At 73.4% G+C, this 15,311-nt stretch carries 13 protein-coding genes; 7 read left to right on the forward strand and 6 right to left on the reverse strand.

The window, feature by feature from the left end; genetic code table 11:
• Positions 1 to 11 precede the first annotated feature (11 nt).
• Positions 12 to 719: a response regulator transcription factor gene (locus ACZ4VW_RS18400; protein ID WP_467963506.1), complete on the forward strand. Its 708-nt coding sequence runs from the start codon at positions 12 to 14 to the stop codon at positions 717 to 719.
• On the forward strand, positions 716 to 2,449 hold the full coding sequence (locus ACZ4VW_RS18405; RefSeq protein WP_467963508.1) for a sensor histidine kinase: 1,734 nt from the start codon (positions 716 to 718) through the stop codon (positions 2,447 to 2,449). Before ACZ4VW_RS18400 ends, ACZ4VW_RS18405 begins: the two co-directional genes overlap by 4 nt.
• A gap of 121 nt (positions 2,450 to 2,570) precedes the next feature.
• Here ACZ4VW_RS18405 and ACZ4VW_RS18410 read toward each other — a convergent pair whose 3' ends face one another.
• From ACZ4VW_RS18410 to ACZ4VW_RS18430, 5 genes are all read right to left on the reverse strand, one after another.
• Positions 2,571 to 3,752, reverse strand: a complete 1,182-nt coding sequence (locus ACZ4VW_RS18410) for an ABC transporter permease (RefSeq protein ID WP_467963804.1) — start codon at positions 3,750 to 3,752, stop codon at positions 2,571 to 2,573.
• Between the two features lie 263 nt (positions 3,753 to 4,015).
• Positions 4,016 to 4,762, reverse strand: coding sequence for an ABC transporter ATP-binding protein (locus ACZ4VW_RS18415; protein WP_467963510.1), 747 nt, complete (start codon positions 4,760 to 4,762; stop codon positions 4,016 to 4,018).
• Positions 4,759 to 6,102, reverse strand: coding sequence for a peptidoglycan-binding protein (locus ACZ4VW_RS18420; RefSeq protein ID WP_467963512.1), 1,344 nt, complete (start codon positions 6,100 to 6,102; stop codon positions 4,759 to 4,761). The genes ACZ4VW_RS18415 and ACZ4VW_RS18420 overlap by 4 nt, the downstream gene beginning before the upstream one ends.
• A 2-nt stretch (positions 6,103 to 6,104) precedes the next feature.
• Positions 6,105 to 6,719, reverse strand: a complete 615-nt coding sequence (locus ACZ4VW_RS18425; protein ID WP_467963514.1) for a hypothetical protein — start codon at positions 6,717 to 6,719, stop codon at positions 6,105 to 6,107.
• Between the two features lie 120 nt (positions 6,720 to 6,839).
• The gene (locus ACZ4VW_RS18430) at positions 6,840 to 7,460 is read right to left on the reverse strand and encodes a MerR family transcriptional regulator (protein ID WP_467963806.1); all 621 of its coding nucleotides are present in this window, start codon (positions 7,458 to 7,460) and stop codon (positions 6,840 to 6,842) included.
• A 191-nt stretch (positions 7,461 to 7,651) separates the two neighbouring features.
• Between ACZ4VW_RS18430 and ACZ4VW_RS18435 the strand changes: the two genes are divergently transcribed.
• The 5 genes from ACZ4VW_RS18435 to ACZ4VW_RS18455 all read left to right on the forward strand — a co-directional run bounded on the left by ACZ4VW_RS18435 (position 7,652) and on the right by ACZ4VW_RS18455 (position 11,999).
• Entirely contained in the window at positions 7,652 to 9,181 is a 1,530-nt protein-coding gene (locus ACZ4VW_RS18435) for a flavin-containing monooxygenase (protein ID WP_467963516.1), read from the forward strand.
• Between the two features lie 110 nt (positions 9,182 to 9,291).
• Positions 9,292 to 10,176: an alpha/beta fold hydrolase gene (locus tag ACZ4VW_RS18440; protein ID WP_467963808.1), complete on the forward strand. Its 885-nt coding sequence runs from the start codon at positions 9,292 to 9,294 to the stop codon at positions 10,174 to 10,176.
• A complete protein-coding gene (locus tag ACZ4VW_RS18445; protein ID WP_467963518.1) occupies positions 10,173 to 11,054 on the forward strand; it encodes an SDR family oxidoreductase in 882 nt (293 codons plus the stop codon). Before ACZ4VW_RS18440 ends, ACZ4VW_RS18445 begins: the two co-directional genes overlap by 4 nt.
• Before the next feature lie 96 nt (positions 11,055 to 11,150).
• Entirely contained in the window at positions 11,151 to 11,339 is a 189-nt protein-coding gene (locus ACZ4VW_RS18450; RefSeq protein WP_467963520.1) for a hypothetical protein, read from the forward strand.
• Positions 11,340 to 11,480: 141 nt separating this feature from the next.
• Positions 11,481 to 11,999 carry a GNAT family N-acetyltransferase gene (locus ACZ4VW_RS18455; protein WP_467963522.1) on the forward strand — a complete coding sequence of 173 codons (519 nt, stop codon included), beginning with the start codon at positions 11,481 to 11,483 and terminating at the stop codon, positions 11,997 to 11,999.
• Here the strand turns inward: ACZ4VW_RS18455 and ACZ4VW_RS18460 are convergent.
• Positions 11,942 to 15,265: a S41 family peptidase gene (locus tag ACZ4VW_RS18460; protein WP_467963524.1), complete on the reverse strand. Its 3,324-nt coding sequence runs from the start codon at positions 15,263 to 15,265 to the stop codon at positions 11,942 to 11,944. The genes ACZ4VW_RS18455 and ACZ4VW_RS18460 overlap by 58 nt on opposite strands.
• Positions 15,266 to 15,311: the final 46 nt, after the last annotated feature.

The raw sequence follows: 15,311 nt of genomic DNA on the forward strand, positions 1-15,311 counted from the left end.
GGGGGGAGCCGTTGAGCGCGCGCATCCTGGTGGCCGAGGACGACGCGAAACAGTCCCGGCTCATACGGATCTACCTGGAGCGGGAGGGGAACGCGGTCCAGGTCGTCGCCGACGGCATCGCCGCGCTGGAGAAGGCCCGGGCGACCCGGCCGGATCTCATCGTCCTCGATGTGATGCTGCCGCACGTCGACGGTCTCGACGTGTGCCGCATCCTGCGCGCCGAGCCCTCGGAGGTCTCCGACGTACCGATTCTGCTGCTGACCGCCCGCAGCACCGAGGAGGACATGCTCCTCGGCCTCGACCTCGGCGCCGACGACTACCTCACCAAGCCGTACAGCCCCCGCGAACTCACCGCGCGGGTACGGGCGCTGCTGCGACGGTCCAGGAAGGCCGGCACGGCGGCGCCCGTACTGCTGCGGGTCGGTGCGGTGGAGCTGGACACCGCGCGCTTCGAGGTCCGGGTCGCCGGCCGGCCGGTGGCGCTGACCTCGAAGGAGTTCTCCGTCCTCGAGGCGCTGGCCCGCGAACCGGGCCGGGTGTTCACCCGGGCGCAGATCATCGAGCGCGTCTTCGGCTTCGGCAGTGACGTGCTGGAACGGACCGTCGACGCGCATGTGCGCAACCTGCGCCTGAAGCTGGAGGACGATCCGGCCCGGCCCCGGCACCTGGAGACGGTGTACGGGCGGGGGTACCGGCTCGCGGACGGCGGCCCGGCGTGAGTTTCCGGATCCGCGTCTTCGCCCTGATCCTCCTCGTCGCGCTGGCCGCCACCGCCGCCACCGCCTGGCTGACCCTGGCCCAGGTCACCCGCCAGGTCCGCGAATCGGCCGCCGCCGACCGGCAGGACGTCGCCCGGATCACCGAGGAACTGCGCCGGTACGGGGAGACCCGGGGCACCTGGGACGGTGTCGCCGGGACCGTACGCACGCTGGCGCGCGACACCGGACAACGCATCCGGCTCACCGACGCGACGGGCGGGACGGTCGCCGACTCCGACGTCCTCCTCGGCCGGGAACCCCGGCCCGGCGGTACCGCGACGCCGCTGCTGATCGACCCCCGGCCCAGGCTGTCCTTCCAGGGCGACCGGGCGGCGTACTTCCCCTCGATGGCGAAGGTGACGACGAGCGCCATCGGCGACTACACGGCCGGTGTCGCCTACGCCGCGTGCCTGACGCGGGCCGGACACGACGTGACCGTGCGCGAGGGGTCCCTGGGCGTGCCCGAGTTCACGGACGCGGGCAGAGCGGCGCGCGGGGCCGGTGTGGGGACTGGTGCGGGGTCCGGTGCGGGGGTGGGTGTCGGCTCCGGAGCGGGTGCAGGGGCCGGTTCCGGTTCCGGTTCCGGGGCCGGGGTGTGCGTCAGGGGTGGGGGGCCGTCGAGTGCCGTGCTCGCGTCCCACCGCGCCGCGCTCGACGTCTGCGCCCCGACGCGGGGCGACACGCGCGTCGCCTGTCTGCGGCGAGTGTTCGCCGAGCGGACCGCCGCCGTCGCGCCGCAGCCGGTCAGCGTCCACCTCGGCGCGCTGGACGAGGCGGGACAGAGCCTCGCCGTGGGCCCGACCGTGGCCGTGGCCGCCGGAGTCGCCGCGACCGTCCTCGCCTGCGCGCTGCTGCTCGGCCGGGTCGTGCTGCGGCCGGTACGGGCGCTCACCGATGCCTCCCTCGGCCTCGGCGGGGGCGACCTGGGGCGGCGCGTGCCCGCCGCCGGCAAGGGCGAGATCGCGGAACTCGGCCGGTCCTTCAACCGCATGGCCGACTCCCTCCAGGCCAGCGAGGAGCGGCAGCGCCGGCTCGTCGGCGACATCGCACACGAGCTCCGCACGCCGTTGGCCAATCTCCGGGGCTACCTGGAGGCCCTGCGCGACGGGGTCCTGGAGGCCGATGCCGATCTGCTGGACTCGCTGCACGAGGAGGTGCTGCTCCAGCAGCGGATCGTCGACGACCTGCAGGACCTGGCGCTGGCGGAGGCGGGCGCCCTGACGTACCACCGGCGCGCGCTCGACGCGGGCGAGCTGGTCGAGACCTGCCGTACGGCGCACAGCGCGCTGGCCGCGGCGGCGGGGGTGGAACTGACCGCCGCCGTACCGGGGGTGGGGCCCGTACCGCTGTACGGAGATCCCGGGCGGCTGCGGCAGGCGCTGAGCAACCTCGTCGGCAACGCGGTGCGGCACACCGCCCCCGGCGGAAGCGTCCGACTGGAGCTGGCCGAGCGCGACGAGATGGTGCGGATCACGGTCCGGGACACCGGCAGCGGGATTCCGGCCGCCGATCTGCCGCACCTCTTCGACCGCTTCTGGCGCGCGGACGCGGCGCGCGGGCGGGCCACCGGAGGCAGCGGACTCGGCCTCTCGATCGCCCGCCAGATCGTGGCCGACCATCGCGGGGCCATCGAGGTGACGAGCGAGGTGGGCGTGGGGACGGCCTTCACGGTCGTCCTGCCCGTGAGGTAGGGGGAGGGGCGAGCCGGCCCCCGGCGCTCGCCCCGCCCCCGGCGCATGGCGCCCGCCCGCCCCGCCCCGCCCCGCCCCGCCCCCGGCGCCCCCCCGCCCCCGGTCGCGCGGCGGGACCCCGTCACGTGCCCGCCAGTGCCTCCGTCGGGGACAGCCTGCTCGCCCGCACGGCCGGGTACAGCCCGGCGATCGCGCCGATGACCAGGGTCGAGCCGATGCCGGCCGCGCTCGCCCAGGCGGGGACGACCGTCGGCCAGTCGCGGCTGACGGCGTACCCCGCCGTGATCAGGGTCCCGAGCACCGTTCCGCCCAGCCCGCCGATCAGCGACAGCAGCAGCGACTCCGTCACGAACTGCGTGCGGATCTGCCCCCGGGTCGCTCCCAGGGCCCGGCGCAGACCGATCTCCCCGCGCCGTTCGAGGACCGAGATGACCATGGTGTTCCCGACACCGACCCCGCCCACCAGCAGCGCCACGCCGCCGAGCCCGAGCAGGAGACCGGTCAGCGCCGACTCGGTGACCTCGCGGGCGGCGAGCGCGTCGGAGGGGCGGGAGACCTTCACCTCGCCGGGCTTCTCGGGGGACGCCGTGGCCGCGAGCACCGAGCGTACGGCGGCGACCTGGCTGTCCTCGGCGCGGACGTACACCGTCGACGGATGCCCCTCGAAGCGGAGGTAGGTCCGGGCCACCGGCCGGCCGACGAGGGCGGCGCTGTCGAGCTCCGGTGCGAGCGGTACGGGATCGAGGACTCCGATCACGGAGAACCAGCGCCCGCCGATCCAGACCCGGGTTCCCGGGGTGTACACGTCGAGGCGCTGGGCGGCGGTCGCACCGAGCACGACGGTCGGGTGCCTCTCCGTCGTGGAGTCCAGCCAGCGGCCCTTGCGGAGCCGGCCGCCGACGGCCGGCAGCAGGTCGGAGCCGGCCGCGAGGACGGCGAGGGAGCCGGTGCGGCCGGGGGAGATGTGGTCGTTGCGATACACGTGCGCGCCGGTGGCACCCGTGGCGGCGACCTGCCGCACCGGCGGTATGCGGCGGATCATCGCCACCGATTCCGGCGGGAGTTCGGCCTCTCCGCCCGCCAGGCTCTCACCGGGGGAGACCCGCAGCAGGTTGGTCCCGAGCGCGTCGAGCCGGCGATCCACCTCGGCCTGTCCCGAGCCGGAGATACCGACCACGGCGATCATGGCGGCCACGCCGATGGCGATGCCGAGAGCGGAGAGGAAGACGCGGAGGGGACGCGTCCGCAGCCCGGTCCCGCCGAGCCGTACGACATCGGCGGGACGCAGCCGGGCGGGCCGCAGGACTCTCGTGTCACGGCGCTCGCTTCCATGGAGCTGGGTTCCACGGCGCTCGGCTCCGCGGAACTGGGTTCCACGGCGCTCGCTTCCATGGAGCTGGGTTCCACGGCGTTCGCTTCCATGGAGCTGGGTCCCACGGCGCTCGGTTCCGCGGGTGCCTTTACGGCGCCCGCCCCAGCGTCGGCGGCGGTCGGATCCCCGCCCCCGCGCCGGACGGTCGGCCGGTGGGGTGCCGTAGGGGACAGGCGGGTTCGTCGTGTCGTCCGTCACCGAGGCGCCCCGATCGTCGTGCTGTGTGCCGTGTCGGCGACCACGCGGCCGTCGCGCATCTCGATGCGGCGGGGCAACTCGGCCGCGATCTCGCGGTCGTGGGTGATGACGACGACGGTCGTGCCGGCGGCGTGCAGGTCCCGCAGCAGGCCGAGTACGGCAGCGCCCGACGCCGAGTCGAGGTTGCCGGTCGGCTCGTCCGCGAGCAGGACCGCCGGCCGGCCGACCACCGCGCGCGCCACGGCGACCCGTTGCCGCTCGCCGCCGGAGAGCTGGTGCGGCAGGTGGTTCGTACGGTGACCGAGCCCCACCCGGGCCAGCGCGGCGGCCGCCTCGGCGCGACGGCGGCGTAGCGGCAGGCCCGCGTAGAGCAGGCCGTCCGCGACCGAGTCCTGTACCGGAACGCCCACCGCGAGATGGAACTGCTGGAAGACGAAGCCGATCCGGGTGGCCCGCAGCGCGGAGACCTCCCGGTCCGTCAGGCGTGCCACGTCGTGGCCGTCGACCAGGACGCGCCCTGCGGAGGGGCGGTCGAGACTCCCCATCAGGTGCAGCACGCTGGACTTTCCCGAGCCGGACGGGCCGACGATCGCGACCAGTTCGCCGCGCGCGATCCGCAGACTCACGTCCCGTACCGCCGCGACCCCGCCCGGATACGTCTTGGAGACCGCGTCGAACTCCACGACGGCGGCGGGCGCGGCGGCGGTTCGGGTGGCGGTTCCGGGCTCCGATCCGCCGCTCACTCCGGGATCCTCACCTTCATGCCCTCGCGGACCGCCGGACCGCTCACCTCCACCTTGCCGTCGGCGAAGAGCCCGGTCGACACGGCGACGAACCGGCCCTCCTCCGTTTCCAGGCCGTGGCCGCCCTCGGCGAGGGCGACGAGCGCGGAGACCGGCACGGTCAGGACGTTCTTGACCTCCCGGCCCACGTACTCGACGGTCACCGGGCCGCTCTCCAGCTGCCCCACGGCCTTCTGGTCCTGGAGCGTGATGATCACCGGAATCGTCGCCTCGGGGCCGGCCGAGCCGCCTTCGCCCGCTCCCCCTCCTCCCTCCGGTGCGGTCGCCTGCTTCCCCGCCGACGCCACCGTGCCCTTCACGGCGCCGCCGGTGGGCAGGGTGACGGTCACCTCGACCCCGCGTACGGCCCAAGCGGCCTGGCCGGCAGAGGCGTTGACGACGACCTTCCGAGACGTACCGGTGTACGTGAGGGTGTCCTCGCCGACGGCGGAACCCGGCCGCCCGGCCGCTCGACCGATGCGGACCCTGCCGGTGGAGTAGATGACGTCTCCGGCAGCGACGGCACCGGTCTGGCGAAGGCCGAGGGACTTCTGCCAGCGCTTGACCGCCGCGGTGGTGGCGACGGTGAAGCGGTCGTCGACCGTGAACCCCGTGTAGCCCAGTACCGCCAGGTTCGTCTCGAACTGCCGGACGTCCGCGCCCCGGAACTCGAGCGGCACCTCGGGTGACGACGTTCCCGCGCGATCCGCGTCACTCCCGCCCTCGGCGCTTCCCGGCGCCGGTGAGCCCGAGGTCTTCGGGGACGTACTTGCCTCCCCCCGCTCCTCCGGTTCCTTCCCCTCCTCCGGTCCCTTCCCCTCCTCCGGTTCGTCGTCCTCCTGGGCCGTGAGAGCCAGGTCCCGGTACATCGGGAGGCTTCCGTACAGCAGGATCACCGGCCGGTCGTCGACCCGGAGCAGCTCCCCGCCGCGCTCGACGACGGCTCCCGACTCGGGCAACCAGGTCACGGTGCCCTGCGCCCTGACCGGCAGCGGAAGCTCCGCCCCGTACCCCAACTGTCCGTCCACCGCCGTACGTTCGGTCAGCGTCGCCCGCGTCACCGAGACGATCGAACCGGACCGGGGCGGCGCGCTCGGGCCTTCGTCGCCGCCACCGCCGAGCTCCAGGGTGCCGACCGCGGCGACCGCGGCCACCAGGACCACGGCCGAGGCGATCAGTGCCGTACGGCGGCCGCGCCTGCCGGGCGGCGGTATCCGCGGCGCTTCCCGCGCCGCCCCCCGTACAGCCGCAGCCCCACTCGTCTCCCTCTCCCTCTCCCTCTCCGTCTCCCGCTCCGTCATCGTCAGCCCTTGGCCGGCGGCGGGTCGGTGGGCTCGCCGATGATCGGGCCGCAGACGCGGGCGGCCCGCTCGGCCCCGGCCGAGCTCTGGTCCCACGACGGCCCGTCGGCATCGCCGCCCGCGTTGCCGTCCTGGCCGTCAGGGCCCGGGTCGGGGAAGTCGGGGGCGCCGTTCTTCCGCATGCAGTCGGCGTAGTCGTGCCGGGCCTTGATCTCCTCGGGTGTGAGGGGGTTGAGGGAGCTCTCCAGGTCCTCGGGAAGGGGCGGGTCGACGGGCGCGCACGTCTCGCTCGCCGTCAGGAACTTCGGGTCCTTCTTCATGCCGCGCACGGCGTCGCCCCCGCCGAAGTCGATCCGGCCCTTCTCGTCGGGGTCGTTGAGCTGGATCCCGTTCTCCCGCATGCAGGCCACCCAGGCGCGCTTGCCCTCGACGTACGCGGCGAGGGCGTCCTTGCCGCCGCCCCCCGTCCCCGGCGTGCCCGCCGCACCCGTCGCGGTGGAGGTGCCGCCCCCCGCCGCCGTCGGGACCTTCGCGCCGTCGTCTTCGCCGCCGCAGCCGGTCAGCGCGAGCGCCATGACCGTGGCCGCGGCGGCCGTCAGCACCCGGCTCGTCCTCATCCGTTCCTCCCCTGCCCCCGTGTCCGCCGGCCGCGGGCGCGGCCGGCAGGCAGACCGTAGGACGGAGGTGATGAAGAACTGTTGAAGAACCTGTCACCCGGTCATGAGGGTGTCACCGCGTCAGGAGAGGTCCCGCAGCCGGCGGTCCATCGCCATCGACAGCTCCGCCTCCACCACGCTCTTGGCGAGGGGGCGCAGGCGCTGGATGTCCTTCTCCTCGGCGTGCTCGCGCAGCAGGTCGGTGAAGAGGCCCGCCAGCGCGTCCGCGTGTTCGCGGACCGCCCGGCCCGCCTCCAGGACGGCGGAGAGCGGGATGCCCTCCTTCACCAGGGCGGCGGAGACGTCGAGCAGCCGGCGGCTGATGTGGACGATGGTGTCGCCGTCGGTGGCGAGGTAGCCGAGGTCGAGGGCGGCCAGCAGGTTCTCGGGGGTGACCTCGCCCGCGAAGTAGTCGGCGAGCTCCTGCGGGGTGAGCCGGATCGGTTCCTCCTCGGTGGGTTCGCCGAGGCCGAGGACCTCGCTGACGTCCTTGCCGCTCTCGAAGGCGGTGTTGAGGTCGGCGATGCCGTTGAGGGTGTGACCGCGTTCGAGCAGGGCGGCGATCGTCCGCAGCTTCGCCAGGTGGTGGTCGTCGTACCAGGCGATGCGGCCCTCGCGGCGGGGCGGGGCGATCAGCCCGCGCTCGCGGTAGAAGCGCAGGGTGCGCACGGTGATGCCGGCCGCCGCGGCGAGTTCGTCCATGCGGTACTCGCGTACACCTGTCACGTCTTCCGATCGTTCTGCCACGCCCGCCAGCCTATGTTGTACCGCCGGTAACTTTCCCTTGCTCCACCCCTACCGCTCGGTATGCCGCTGCTCTACAGTCCCGACTGTGCCAGTGATTGCTGGCGGAATCTTGGTCGTAAGCACGGGCCGGGCGCACAGGAGGCGGCATGGCGAAGCACGAGCACGTACGAGTGGCGGTGATCGGATCGGGGTTCGGCGGTCTCGGGGCCGCCGTCCGGCTGCGCCGCGAGGGGATCACGGACTTCGTCGTCCTGGAGCGGGCCGACTCCGTGGGCGGCACCTGGCGGGACAACAGCTACCCGGGCTGCGCCTGCGACGTGCCCTCCCACCTCTACTCCTTCTCCTTCGCGCCCAACCCCGACTGGCCCCGCACCTTCTCCGGCCAGCGCCACATCCGCGCCTACCTGGAGCACGTCACCGACACCTTCCGGCTCCGCCCGCACCTGCGGCTGAACCACGAGGTGAAACTGATGCGCTGGGAGGCCGAGGAGCTCCGCTGGCACATCGAGACGAACCAGGGCTCCTTCACCGCCGATGTGATCGTCTCCGCGACCGGCCCGCTCTCCGACCCCAAGATCCCCGACATCCCCGGCCTGGCCGACTTCCCCGGGAAGGTCTTCCACTCCGCGCGCTGGGACCACGACTACGACCTCACCGGCAAGCGCGTCGCCATGGTCGGCACCGGCGCTTCCGCGATCCAGATCGTGCCCGCGATCCAGCCCCATGTCGGGAAGCTGACCCTCTTCCAGCGCACCCCGCCGTGGGTCATGCCGCGCATGGACCGCGCCATCACCGGCGCCGAGCGCTGGCTCCACCGCACGATCCCCTTCACCGGCACCGCACGCCGGGGACTGCTCTGGGGCATCCGTGAGCTGCAGGTCAGCGCGTTCACCAAGCGTCCGGGCGAGCTGGGGCTCGTCGAGTCGCTCGCCAAGGCCAACATGGCCAAGGCGATCAAGGACCCGGCGCTGCGGGCCAAGCTGACCCCCTCGTACCGCATCGGCTGCAAGCGCATCCTGCTGTCGAACGCCTACTATCCGGCGCTCGCCCAGCCCAACGTGGACGTCGTCGCCTCCGGACTGCGCGAGGTCCGGGGCTCCACCGTCGTCGCGGCCGACGGCACGGAGACCGAGGTCGACGCGATCGTCTTCGGTACGGGATTCCATGTGACCGACATGCCGATCGCCGAACGCGTCGTCGGCGCGGACGGCTCCACGCTCGCCGACGCGTGGAAGGACGGGGTGCAGTCGCTGCGCGGCGCGACCGTCGACGGCTTCCCCAACTGGATGACGATCATCGGGCCCAACACGGGGCTCGGGAACTCCTCCATGATCCTGATGATCGAGTCCCAGCTGAACTACATGGCGGACTACCTGCGCCAGCTGAACGTCCTCGGCGGACGCGCGGCCCTCGCCGCCCGGCCGTCCGCCGTCGGCGCCTGGAACCGCGGGGTGCAGGCCCGGATGGAACGGACGGTGTGGAAGGCGGGCGGCTGCGACAGCTGGTACCTCGACGCCAACGGCCGCAACACCACGCTGTGGCCGGGGACGACGTCCGAGTTCCGGCGCGAGACGCGGCGGGTGGACCTGTCGGAGTACGAGGTGCTGCGCCCGGCCGCCGAGAGCGTGCCCGAGCCGTCGACGCGCACGGCGCGCACGAAGGAGACCGTGAAGTGAGCCGCCTCTCCTCCGGGGCCCGGACGCACGCGCGTACGACGGCACTCCCGCACCAGAAGTCGCACCCGCACCCCCCTCGGTCCCAGGAGCCCCTTCCGCATCCGCGTGAGCTGATCGCCGTCTCCGCCGACGGCGCCCGTATCCACATCGAGGTGTACGGGCCCGAGGACGCCCCGCCCGTGGTCCTGGCCCACGGCTGGACCTGCTCCATCGCCTTCTGGGCCGAGCAGATCCGCGACCTCGCCCACGACCACCGGGTCATCGCCTACGACCAGCGCGGCCACGGCCGCACCCCCGCCCCGGCCGGCCCCTCCGGCCACTCCACGCGGGCGCTCGCCGACGACCTCGAAGCGGTCCTCGCCGCCACTCTCGCCCCCGGCGAGAAGGCGGTCCTGGCCGGGCACTCCATGGGCGGGATGACGCTCATGGCCGCGGCCGCGCGGTCCGCCTTCCGGGAGCACGCCGCCGCCGCGCTCCTCTGCTCCACGGGCCCGTCCCGGCTCACGGCCGAATCCCTCGTCGTACCGCTGCGACCGGGCAGCCTGCGGACCCGGCTGACCGGGGTGATCCTGGGGGCGAGGGCGCCGCTCGGACCGGTCACGGCGGTGTCGAAGAAGATCCTCAAGTACGCCACGATGGGCCCGGGTTCGGCGCCCGAGCGGGTCGACGCCTGCGCCCGGATCGTGCACGCCTGCCCGCGCGCCTCGCGGGTGGCCTGGTCGCAAGTGCTCGCGGAGCTCGACCTCGAAGCGGGCGTACGGGAGTTGGACCTGCCCGTGGCCGTGCTCGTCGGCACGGCCGACCGGCTCACCCCGCCCGTGCACTCCCGCGCCCTGGTCGCCGCGCTACCGCGGTGCGTGGGGTTCGACGAACTGGCGGGGATGGGGCACATGACGCCGGTGGAGGCCCCGGAGGCCGTCACCGCGCGCATCCGGGAGCTCGTGACCACCTACGTCCAGCAGCAGACGCAGCAGAAGCAGGAGGAGGACGCATGAGCAGGGTCAGCCTGGAGGGACAGGTCGCGGTCGTCACCGGAGCGGCCCGCGGTGTCGGTGAACTCCTCGCCCGCAAGCTCTCCGCGCGCGGCGCGAAGATCGCGCTGGTCGGTCTGGAGCCGGAGGAGCTGAAGCAGGTCGCCGCCCGGCTGCACACCGAGGCCGACTGGTGGCACGCGGACGTCACCGACCACGAGGCGATGTCCCGGGTGGCGGCCGAGGTCAAGGAGCGCTTCGGCAAGGTCGACATCGTGGTCGCCAACGCGGGTGTCGCGGCGGGCGGTCCGTTCGTGGACTCCGACCCGGTCGCCTGGCGGCGGGTCATCGAGGTCAACCTGATCGGCGGGGCGGTGACCGGACGGGCGTTCCTGCCCGTCCTGATGGAGTCCCGCGGCTACTTCCTCCAGATCGCCTCGCTCGCGGCCATCACGCCGGCGCCGATGATGACGGCGTACTGCGCCTCGAAGTCGGGCGTCGAGGCCTTCGCGCACAGCCTGCGGGCGGAGGTCGGCTACAAGGGGGTGAGGGTCGGCGTCGGCTACCTGTCGTGGACCGACACCGACATGGTCCGGGGCGCGGACCAGGACGACGTGATGAAGGAGCTGCGGCAGCGGCTGCCCTGGCCCTCCAATCGGACGTATCCACTGGGCCCGGCCGTGGACCGGATCGTGGCGGGCATCGAGCGGCGATCGGCCCATGTGTACGCCCAATGGTGGCTGCGCGGGATGCAGTCGATCCGCGGCTACCTGCCGGGGATCATCGCGACCGTCGGCCAGCGGGAGATGAAGCGCTTCGAGCCGCGCCTCGCCAGTGTCGCCAAGGGGCTCGTGGGCGCCGGAGGGGCGGCGGACGAGCGGGCGCGTACGGAGAGTATCTGATCGAAATGCGCGGAATGTTCCGCCGTGCCACGCTGGTCGAGGTCCACGGGGCGAGCCCGCCCCGTTCCCCTCACACCCGTCTAGGAGTGAACCTTCATGGGCATGCAAGACCAGTTCAAGGACAAGGCGAAGCAGGCTGCCGAGCAGGCGAGGCAGAAGGTCGGCAACGCGCGGGACGAAGCCTCCGAGCGCGCCTCCCAGGCCAAGGGCCGCCCCTCCGAGGAGGAGCAGCGCCGGGCCCGCCAGGAGGCCCAGGAGCGTCTCGACCGGGACTACGACGCCTGACGTCTGTCCTCTGAGCAGGCGCACCCGGGACGCCGGGTGCGCCTTCTCGCTGTCCGGGGGCTTGTGCCGGTGAGGGGAAGGGCGTCCCCGAAGATCGAAATCCCTGCGCGCCGGGGTGGTCGATTGCGTACGGTGCGGACCATGCCTGAACTGCAGTCGCTGCGCGCCGAGCACGCCCCCGCCCTCCTCGCCTTCGAGCGGGAGAACCGGGGATACTTCGCCGCCTCCGTCCCCGACCGCGGGGACGCCTACTTCGAAGAGTTCGCGGCGCGGCATCAGGCGCTGCTGGACGAGCAGGAGACCGGGGCCGTCCTGTTCCACGTGCTCGTCGGGGACGGTGGGGAGATACTCGGGCGGTTCAACCTCGTCGACGTGGCGGACGGGGCCGCGGAGCTGGGGTACCGGGTCGCCGAGAAGGCGGCCGGGCGAGGGGTGGCCACGGGTGCGGTGCGGGAGCTGTGCCGGCTGGCCCGGGAGGTGTACGGGCTGAGCCGGCTGACCGCCGCCACGACCCTCGACAACGACGGGTCGAGGGCCGTGCTCGGGCGGGTCGGGTTCGGGGTCGTCGGAAGCGTGACCCTCGACGGCCGGCCCGGGGCGTCCTACGAGTTGGACCTCGGCGGCAGCTTCGGGCGGGAGCGGTCCGGGACGTCGTCGTAGCCGGGCGGGGCCGCCGCCGGGGTCTCCCCCAGCAGGGACAGGGCCACCTCGACCGCGTCGTCGAGCTGGGCGTGCCGGCCCTCCGCCCAGTCCAGCGGCGTGCGCTGGATCGCCAGGTCCGGTTCCACGCCGTGGTTCTCGATCGACCAGCCGTACTCCGGGAACCACGCCGCGTTCATCGGCACCGTGATCTGGGTGCCGTCGCCCAGCCGGTGGCGGCCCGTCATGCCGACGACGCCGCCCCAGGTCCGCTGCCCGACCACCGGCCCGAGGCCCAGCAGCTTGAACGCGGCCGTGATCATGTCGCCGTCGGACGAGGTGGCCTCGTCGGCGAGGGCGACGACCGGACCGCGCGGGGCGTTCGAGGCGTACGACACCGGCTGGGCGTTGCGCGTGAGGTCCCAGCCGAGGATCTTGCGCGTGAGCTTCTCCACCACCAGCTCGCTGATGTGACCGCCCGCGTTGCCACGCACGTCCACGATCAGGGCAGGCCGGGAGACCTCCATCCGCAGGTCCCGGTTGAACTGGGCCCAGCCCGAGCCGCCCATGTCGGGGATGTGCAGGTAGCCGCACTTGCCGCCGCTGACCTCCCGCACCACCGCACGCCGCTTGGCCACCCAGTCCTGGTAGCGCAGCGGCCGCTCGTCGATCAGCGGCACGATCGCGACCCGGCGCGCTCGGCCCTCGCCCTCCGCCGGCCTGAAGGTCAGCTCGACCGTCGTACCGCCGGAGGAGGCCAGCAGCGGGTACGGGCCCGTGACCGGGTCCACCGGGCGGCCGTCCACGTGCGTGAGGATCGCGCCCTCGCGGATGCCGGTGCCCGCGAGCGGAGAGCGCGCCTTGGAGTCGGAGGAGTCGCCGGGCAGGATCCGCTTGACCATCCAGCCGCCGTCCCGCGGGACGAGGTTGGCGCCCAGCAGGCCCATCGGCCGCTGGTAGTGCGGCGGACCCTCGTTGCGGCGGGCGGGTGAGACGTAGGCGTGCGAGGTGCCCAGCTCGCCCATGACCTCGCGCAGCAGATCGGCGAACTCGTCCGGTGAGGCGACCCGGTCGACCAGCGGGCGGTACTGGTCGAGGACGGCCGGCCAGTCCACCCCGCACATGTTCGGGTCCCAGAAGTAGGCGCGGACGATCCGGCCCGCCTCCTCGAAGGCCCCGCGCCACTCCGCCTCCGGGTCGACCTCGTGCAGGATCCGCCGCAGGTCCATGTAGACGGTCGAGTCGCCGTCCCCGGGCTCGGTCGCCGGCACCGCCCGCAGGTCGCCCTCGTCGACCACCACGAGCCGCGACCCGTCGCCGCTGACCGCGAACCAGTCGAGGTGGCCGACGAGTTCGGTCTTACGGGCCTTGGTGATGTTGAAGTGCTCCAGGGTGGGCCGGCCCGTGGTGTCGGCCGGGTTGGCGAAGGTCTCGCCCAGCGCGCCGGAGATCGGCCAGCGCAGCCAGACGAGCCCGCCGCCGCTGACCGGGTGCAGCGCCGAGTACTTGGAGGCGGCGACCGGGAACGGGGTGACCCGGTCCCCGAGCCCTTCCACCTCGACGATCGTGGTGCCCTCCCCGCCCTCGGTGTCGCTCTCGGCCGGATCGAGACCGCCCGCCGCCGGACGCCCGTCCGGGAGCAGGGCGAACGGCGAGGGGGTCGCGGACGACAGAGGTACGAGGTAGGGGCGGCAGCCCAGCGGGAACGACAGGTCGCCGGTGTGCACGTCGTACACCGGGTCGAAGCCCCGCCAGGAGAGGAAGGCGAGGTAGCGGCCGTCGCTGGTGAAGACCGGGTTCTCGTCCTCGAAGCGGCCGTTGGTGACGTCGACGATCGTCCGGGCGCCCGGCCCGGAGATCCGGGCCATCTTGATCTGGCGCAGCGAGCGCCCGATGCCGGGGTGCGACCAGGTCAGCCAGGCGCCGTCGGGGGAGAAGGCGAGGTCGCGCACCGGTCCGTTGACCGACCGGATCACCTCGGTGACCTCGCCCCCGCTGCCCTCGTCGGCCTCGCTCCCGGCTTCTTCCGCCGCCGCGGCCCCGGCCGTGTCGTCGGGCACGGTGATGAGGAGGAGACGGCCGTCGTTGGAGGCGATGGCGAGGCGTTCGCCGTCCGGGTCGGAGACCATCTCCTCCACCCGGCCCAGTGCTCCGGAGGCCAGCCGGCGCGGCTCGCGGTCGCCACTGGCCCGTGGCAGGTACGCGACCTCGATCGCGTCCTCGCCCTCGGCGTCGGTGACGTACGCGATCTGGTCACCGCTGCCGAGCATCTCCGGCAGCCGCACCCGTACGCCCGGGGTGTCCGTGATCGTGCGGGCAGGCCCGTCGCGGTGGGTGAGCCAGTACAGGCTGCCGCGCACCGAGACGGCGCTCGCCCGCCCGGTCTCGTCGACCGAGAGGGCGTCCACGTGGTTGGCGGCCGGGACCTGGTAGCGGCGCCGGCCCGCGCGCGGGCCGCCGAGCCGTACCTCCAGCTTGCGCGGCGCGGAGTCGGGCACGGTCAGGTCGTCGACGATCCACAGGTCGCCGGCGCACTGGTAGACCACCCGCCGCCCGTCGCTCGACGCGTGCCGTGCGTAGAAGGCGTCGTGGTCGGTGTGCCGGCGCAGGTCCGTGCCGTCGGGCAGGCAGGAGTACAGGTTGCCGATGCCCTCGTGGTCGGAGAGGAAGGCGATCCGGCCGGAGACGAACATCGGGCAGTCGAGATGGCCGTCCACGTCCGGCAGCAACTGTTCCCCGTGCAGCCACAGCCGCCCCGTGGCGCCGCCCCGGTACCGCTTCCAGGCGGCCGGCTCGTGCGGCGGTTTGCCCGTGAGGAGGAGCGTGCGGCGCTCTCCGTCGAGGTCGGCCACGGAGATGTCGGAGACCGGTCCCCAGGGCATCCGGCCGCCGGGTGAGCCGTCGGTGGGGACGGTGTAGGCCCAGGAGAAGTACGAGAAGGGCTGGCCGTGCGAGGAGACGGCGAGGATGTCGCCGTCCGGGGACCAGGAACAGACCCGGGTGTCCGTCGAACCCCAGTAGGTCAGCCGCCGGGCGGGCCCGCCCTCGACCGGCGCGAGATGGATCTCGGGGTCGAGGCTGCGCCAGCTCGTGTAGGCGAGATGGCGCCCGTCGGGCGAGAAACGCGGGTGGCCGACCCGGGTCCGGTCGACGGTCACCCGCCAGGCCCGGCCGGGTGGGTGTCCCTCCGGCACGAGGGGTGCGACCCAGAGGTCGTCCTCGGCCGCGAAGCACAGCAGATCGTCGTGGAGGTGCGGGAAGCGGAGATACGCGGCGTCGTCACTCACCTCCTCATGCTTTCCGCGCGGAGGAGGCCCGGCAACTCGTACGGGT

The organism is Streptomyces sp. NPDC029139 (assembly GCF_055564335.1).

Excerpts from the sequence above, each read along its gene's own strand:
- ACZ4VW_RS18420 (WP_467963512.1), bottom strand. The coding sequence starts at position 6,102 with ATGACGGAGCGGGAGACGGAGAGGGAGAGGGAGAGGGAGACGAGTGGG.
- ACZ4VW_RS18425 (WP_467963514.1), bottom strand. The coding sequence starts at position 6,719 with ATGAGGACGAGCCGGGTGCTGACGGCCGCCGCGGCCACGGTCATGGCG.
- ACZ4VW_RS18430 (WP_467963806.1), bottom strand. The coding sequence starts at position 7,460 with ATGGACGAACTCGCCGCGGCGGCCGGCATCACCGTGCGCACCCTGCGC.
- ACZ4VW_RS18435 (WP_467963516.1), top strand. The coding sequence starts at position 7,652 with ATGGCGAAGCACGAGCACGTACGAGTGGCGGTGATCGGATCGGGGTTC.
- ACZ4VW_RS18445 (WP_467963518.1), top strand. The coding sequence starts at position 10,173 with ATGAGCAGGGTCAGCCTGGAGGGACAGGTCGCGGTCGTCACCGGAGCG.
- ACZ4VW_RS18450 (WP_467963520.1), top strand. The coding sequence starts at position 11,151 with ATGGGCATGCAAGACCAGTTCAAGGACAAGGCGAAGCAGGCTGCCGAG.
- ACZ4VW_RS18455 (WP_467963522.1), top strand. The coding sequence starts at position 11,481 with ATGCCTGAACTGCAGTCGCTGCGCGCCGAGCACGCCCCCGCCCTCCTC.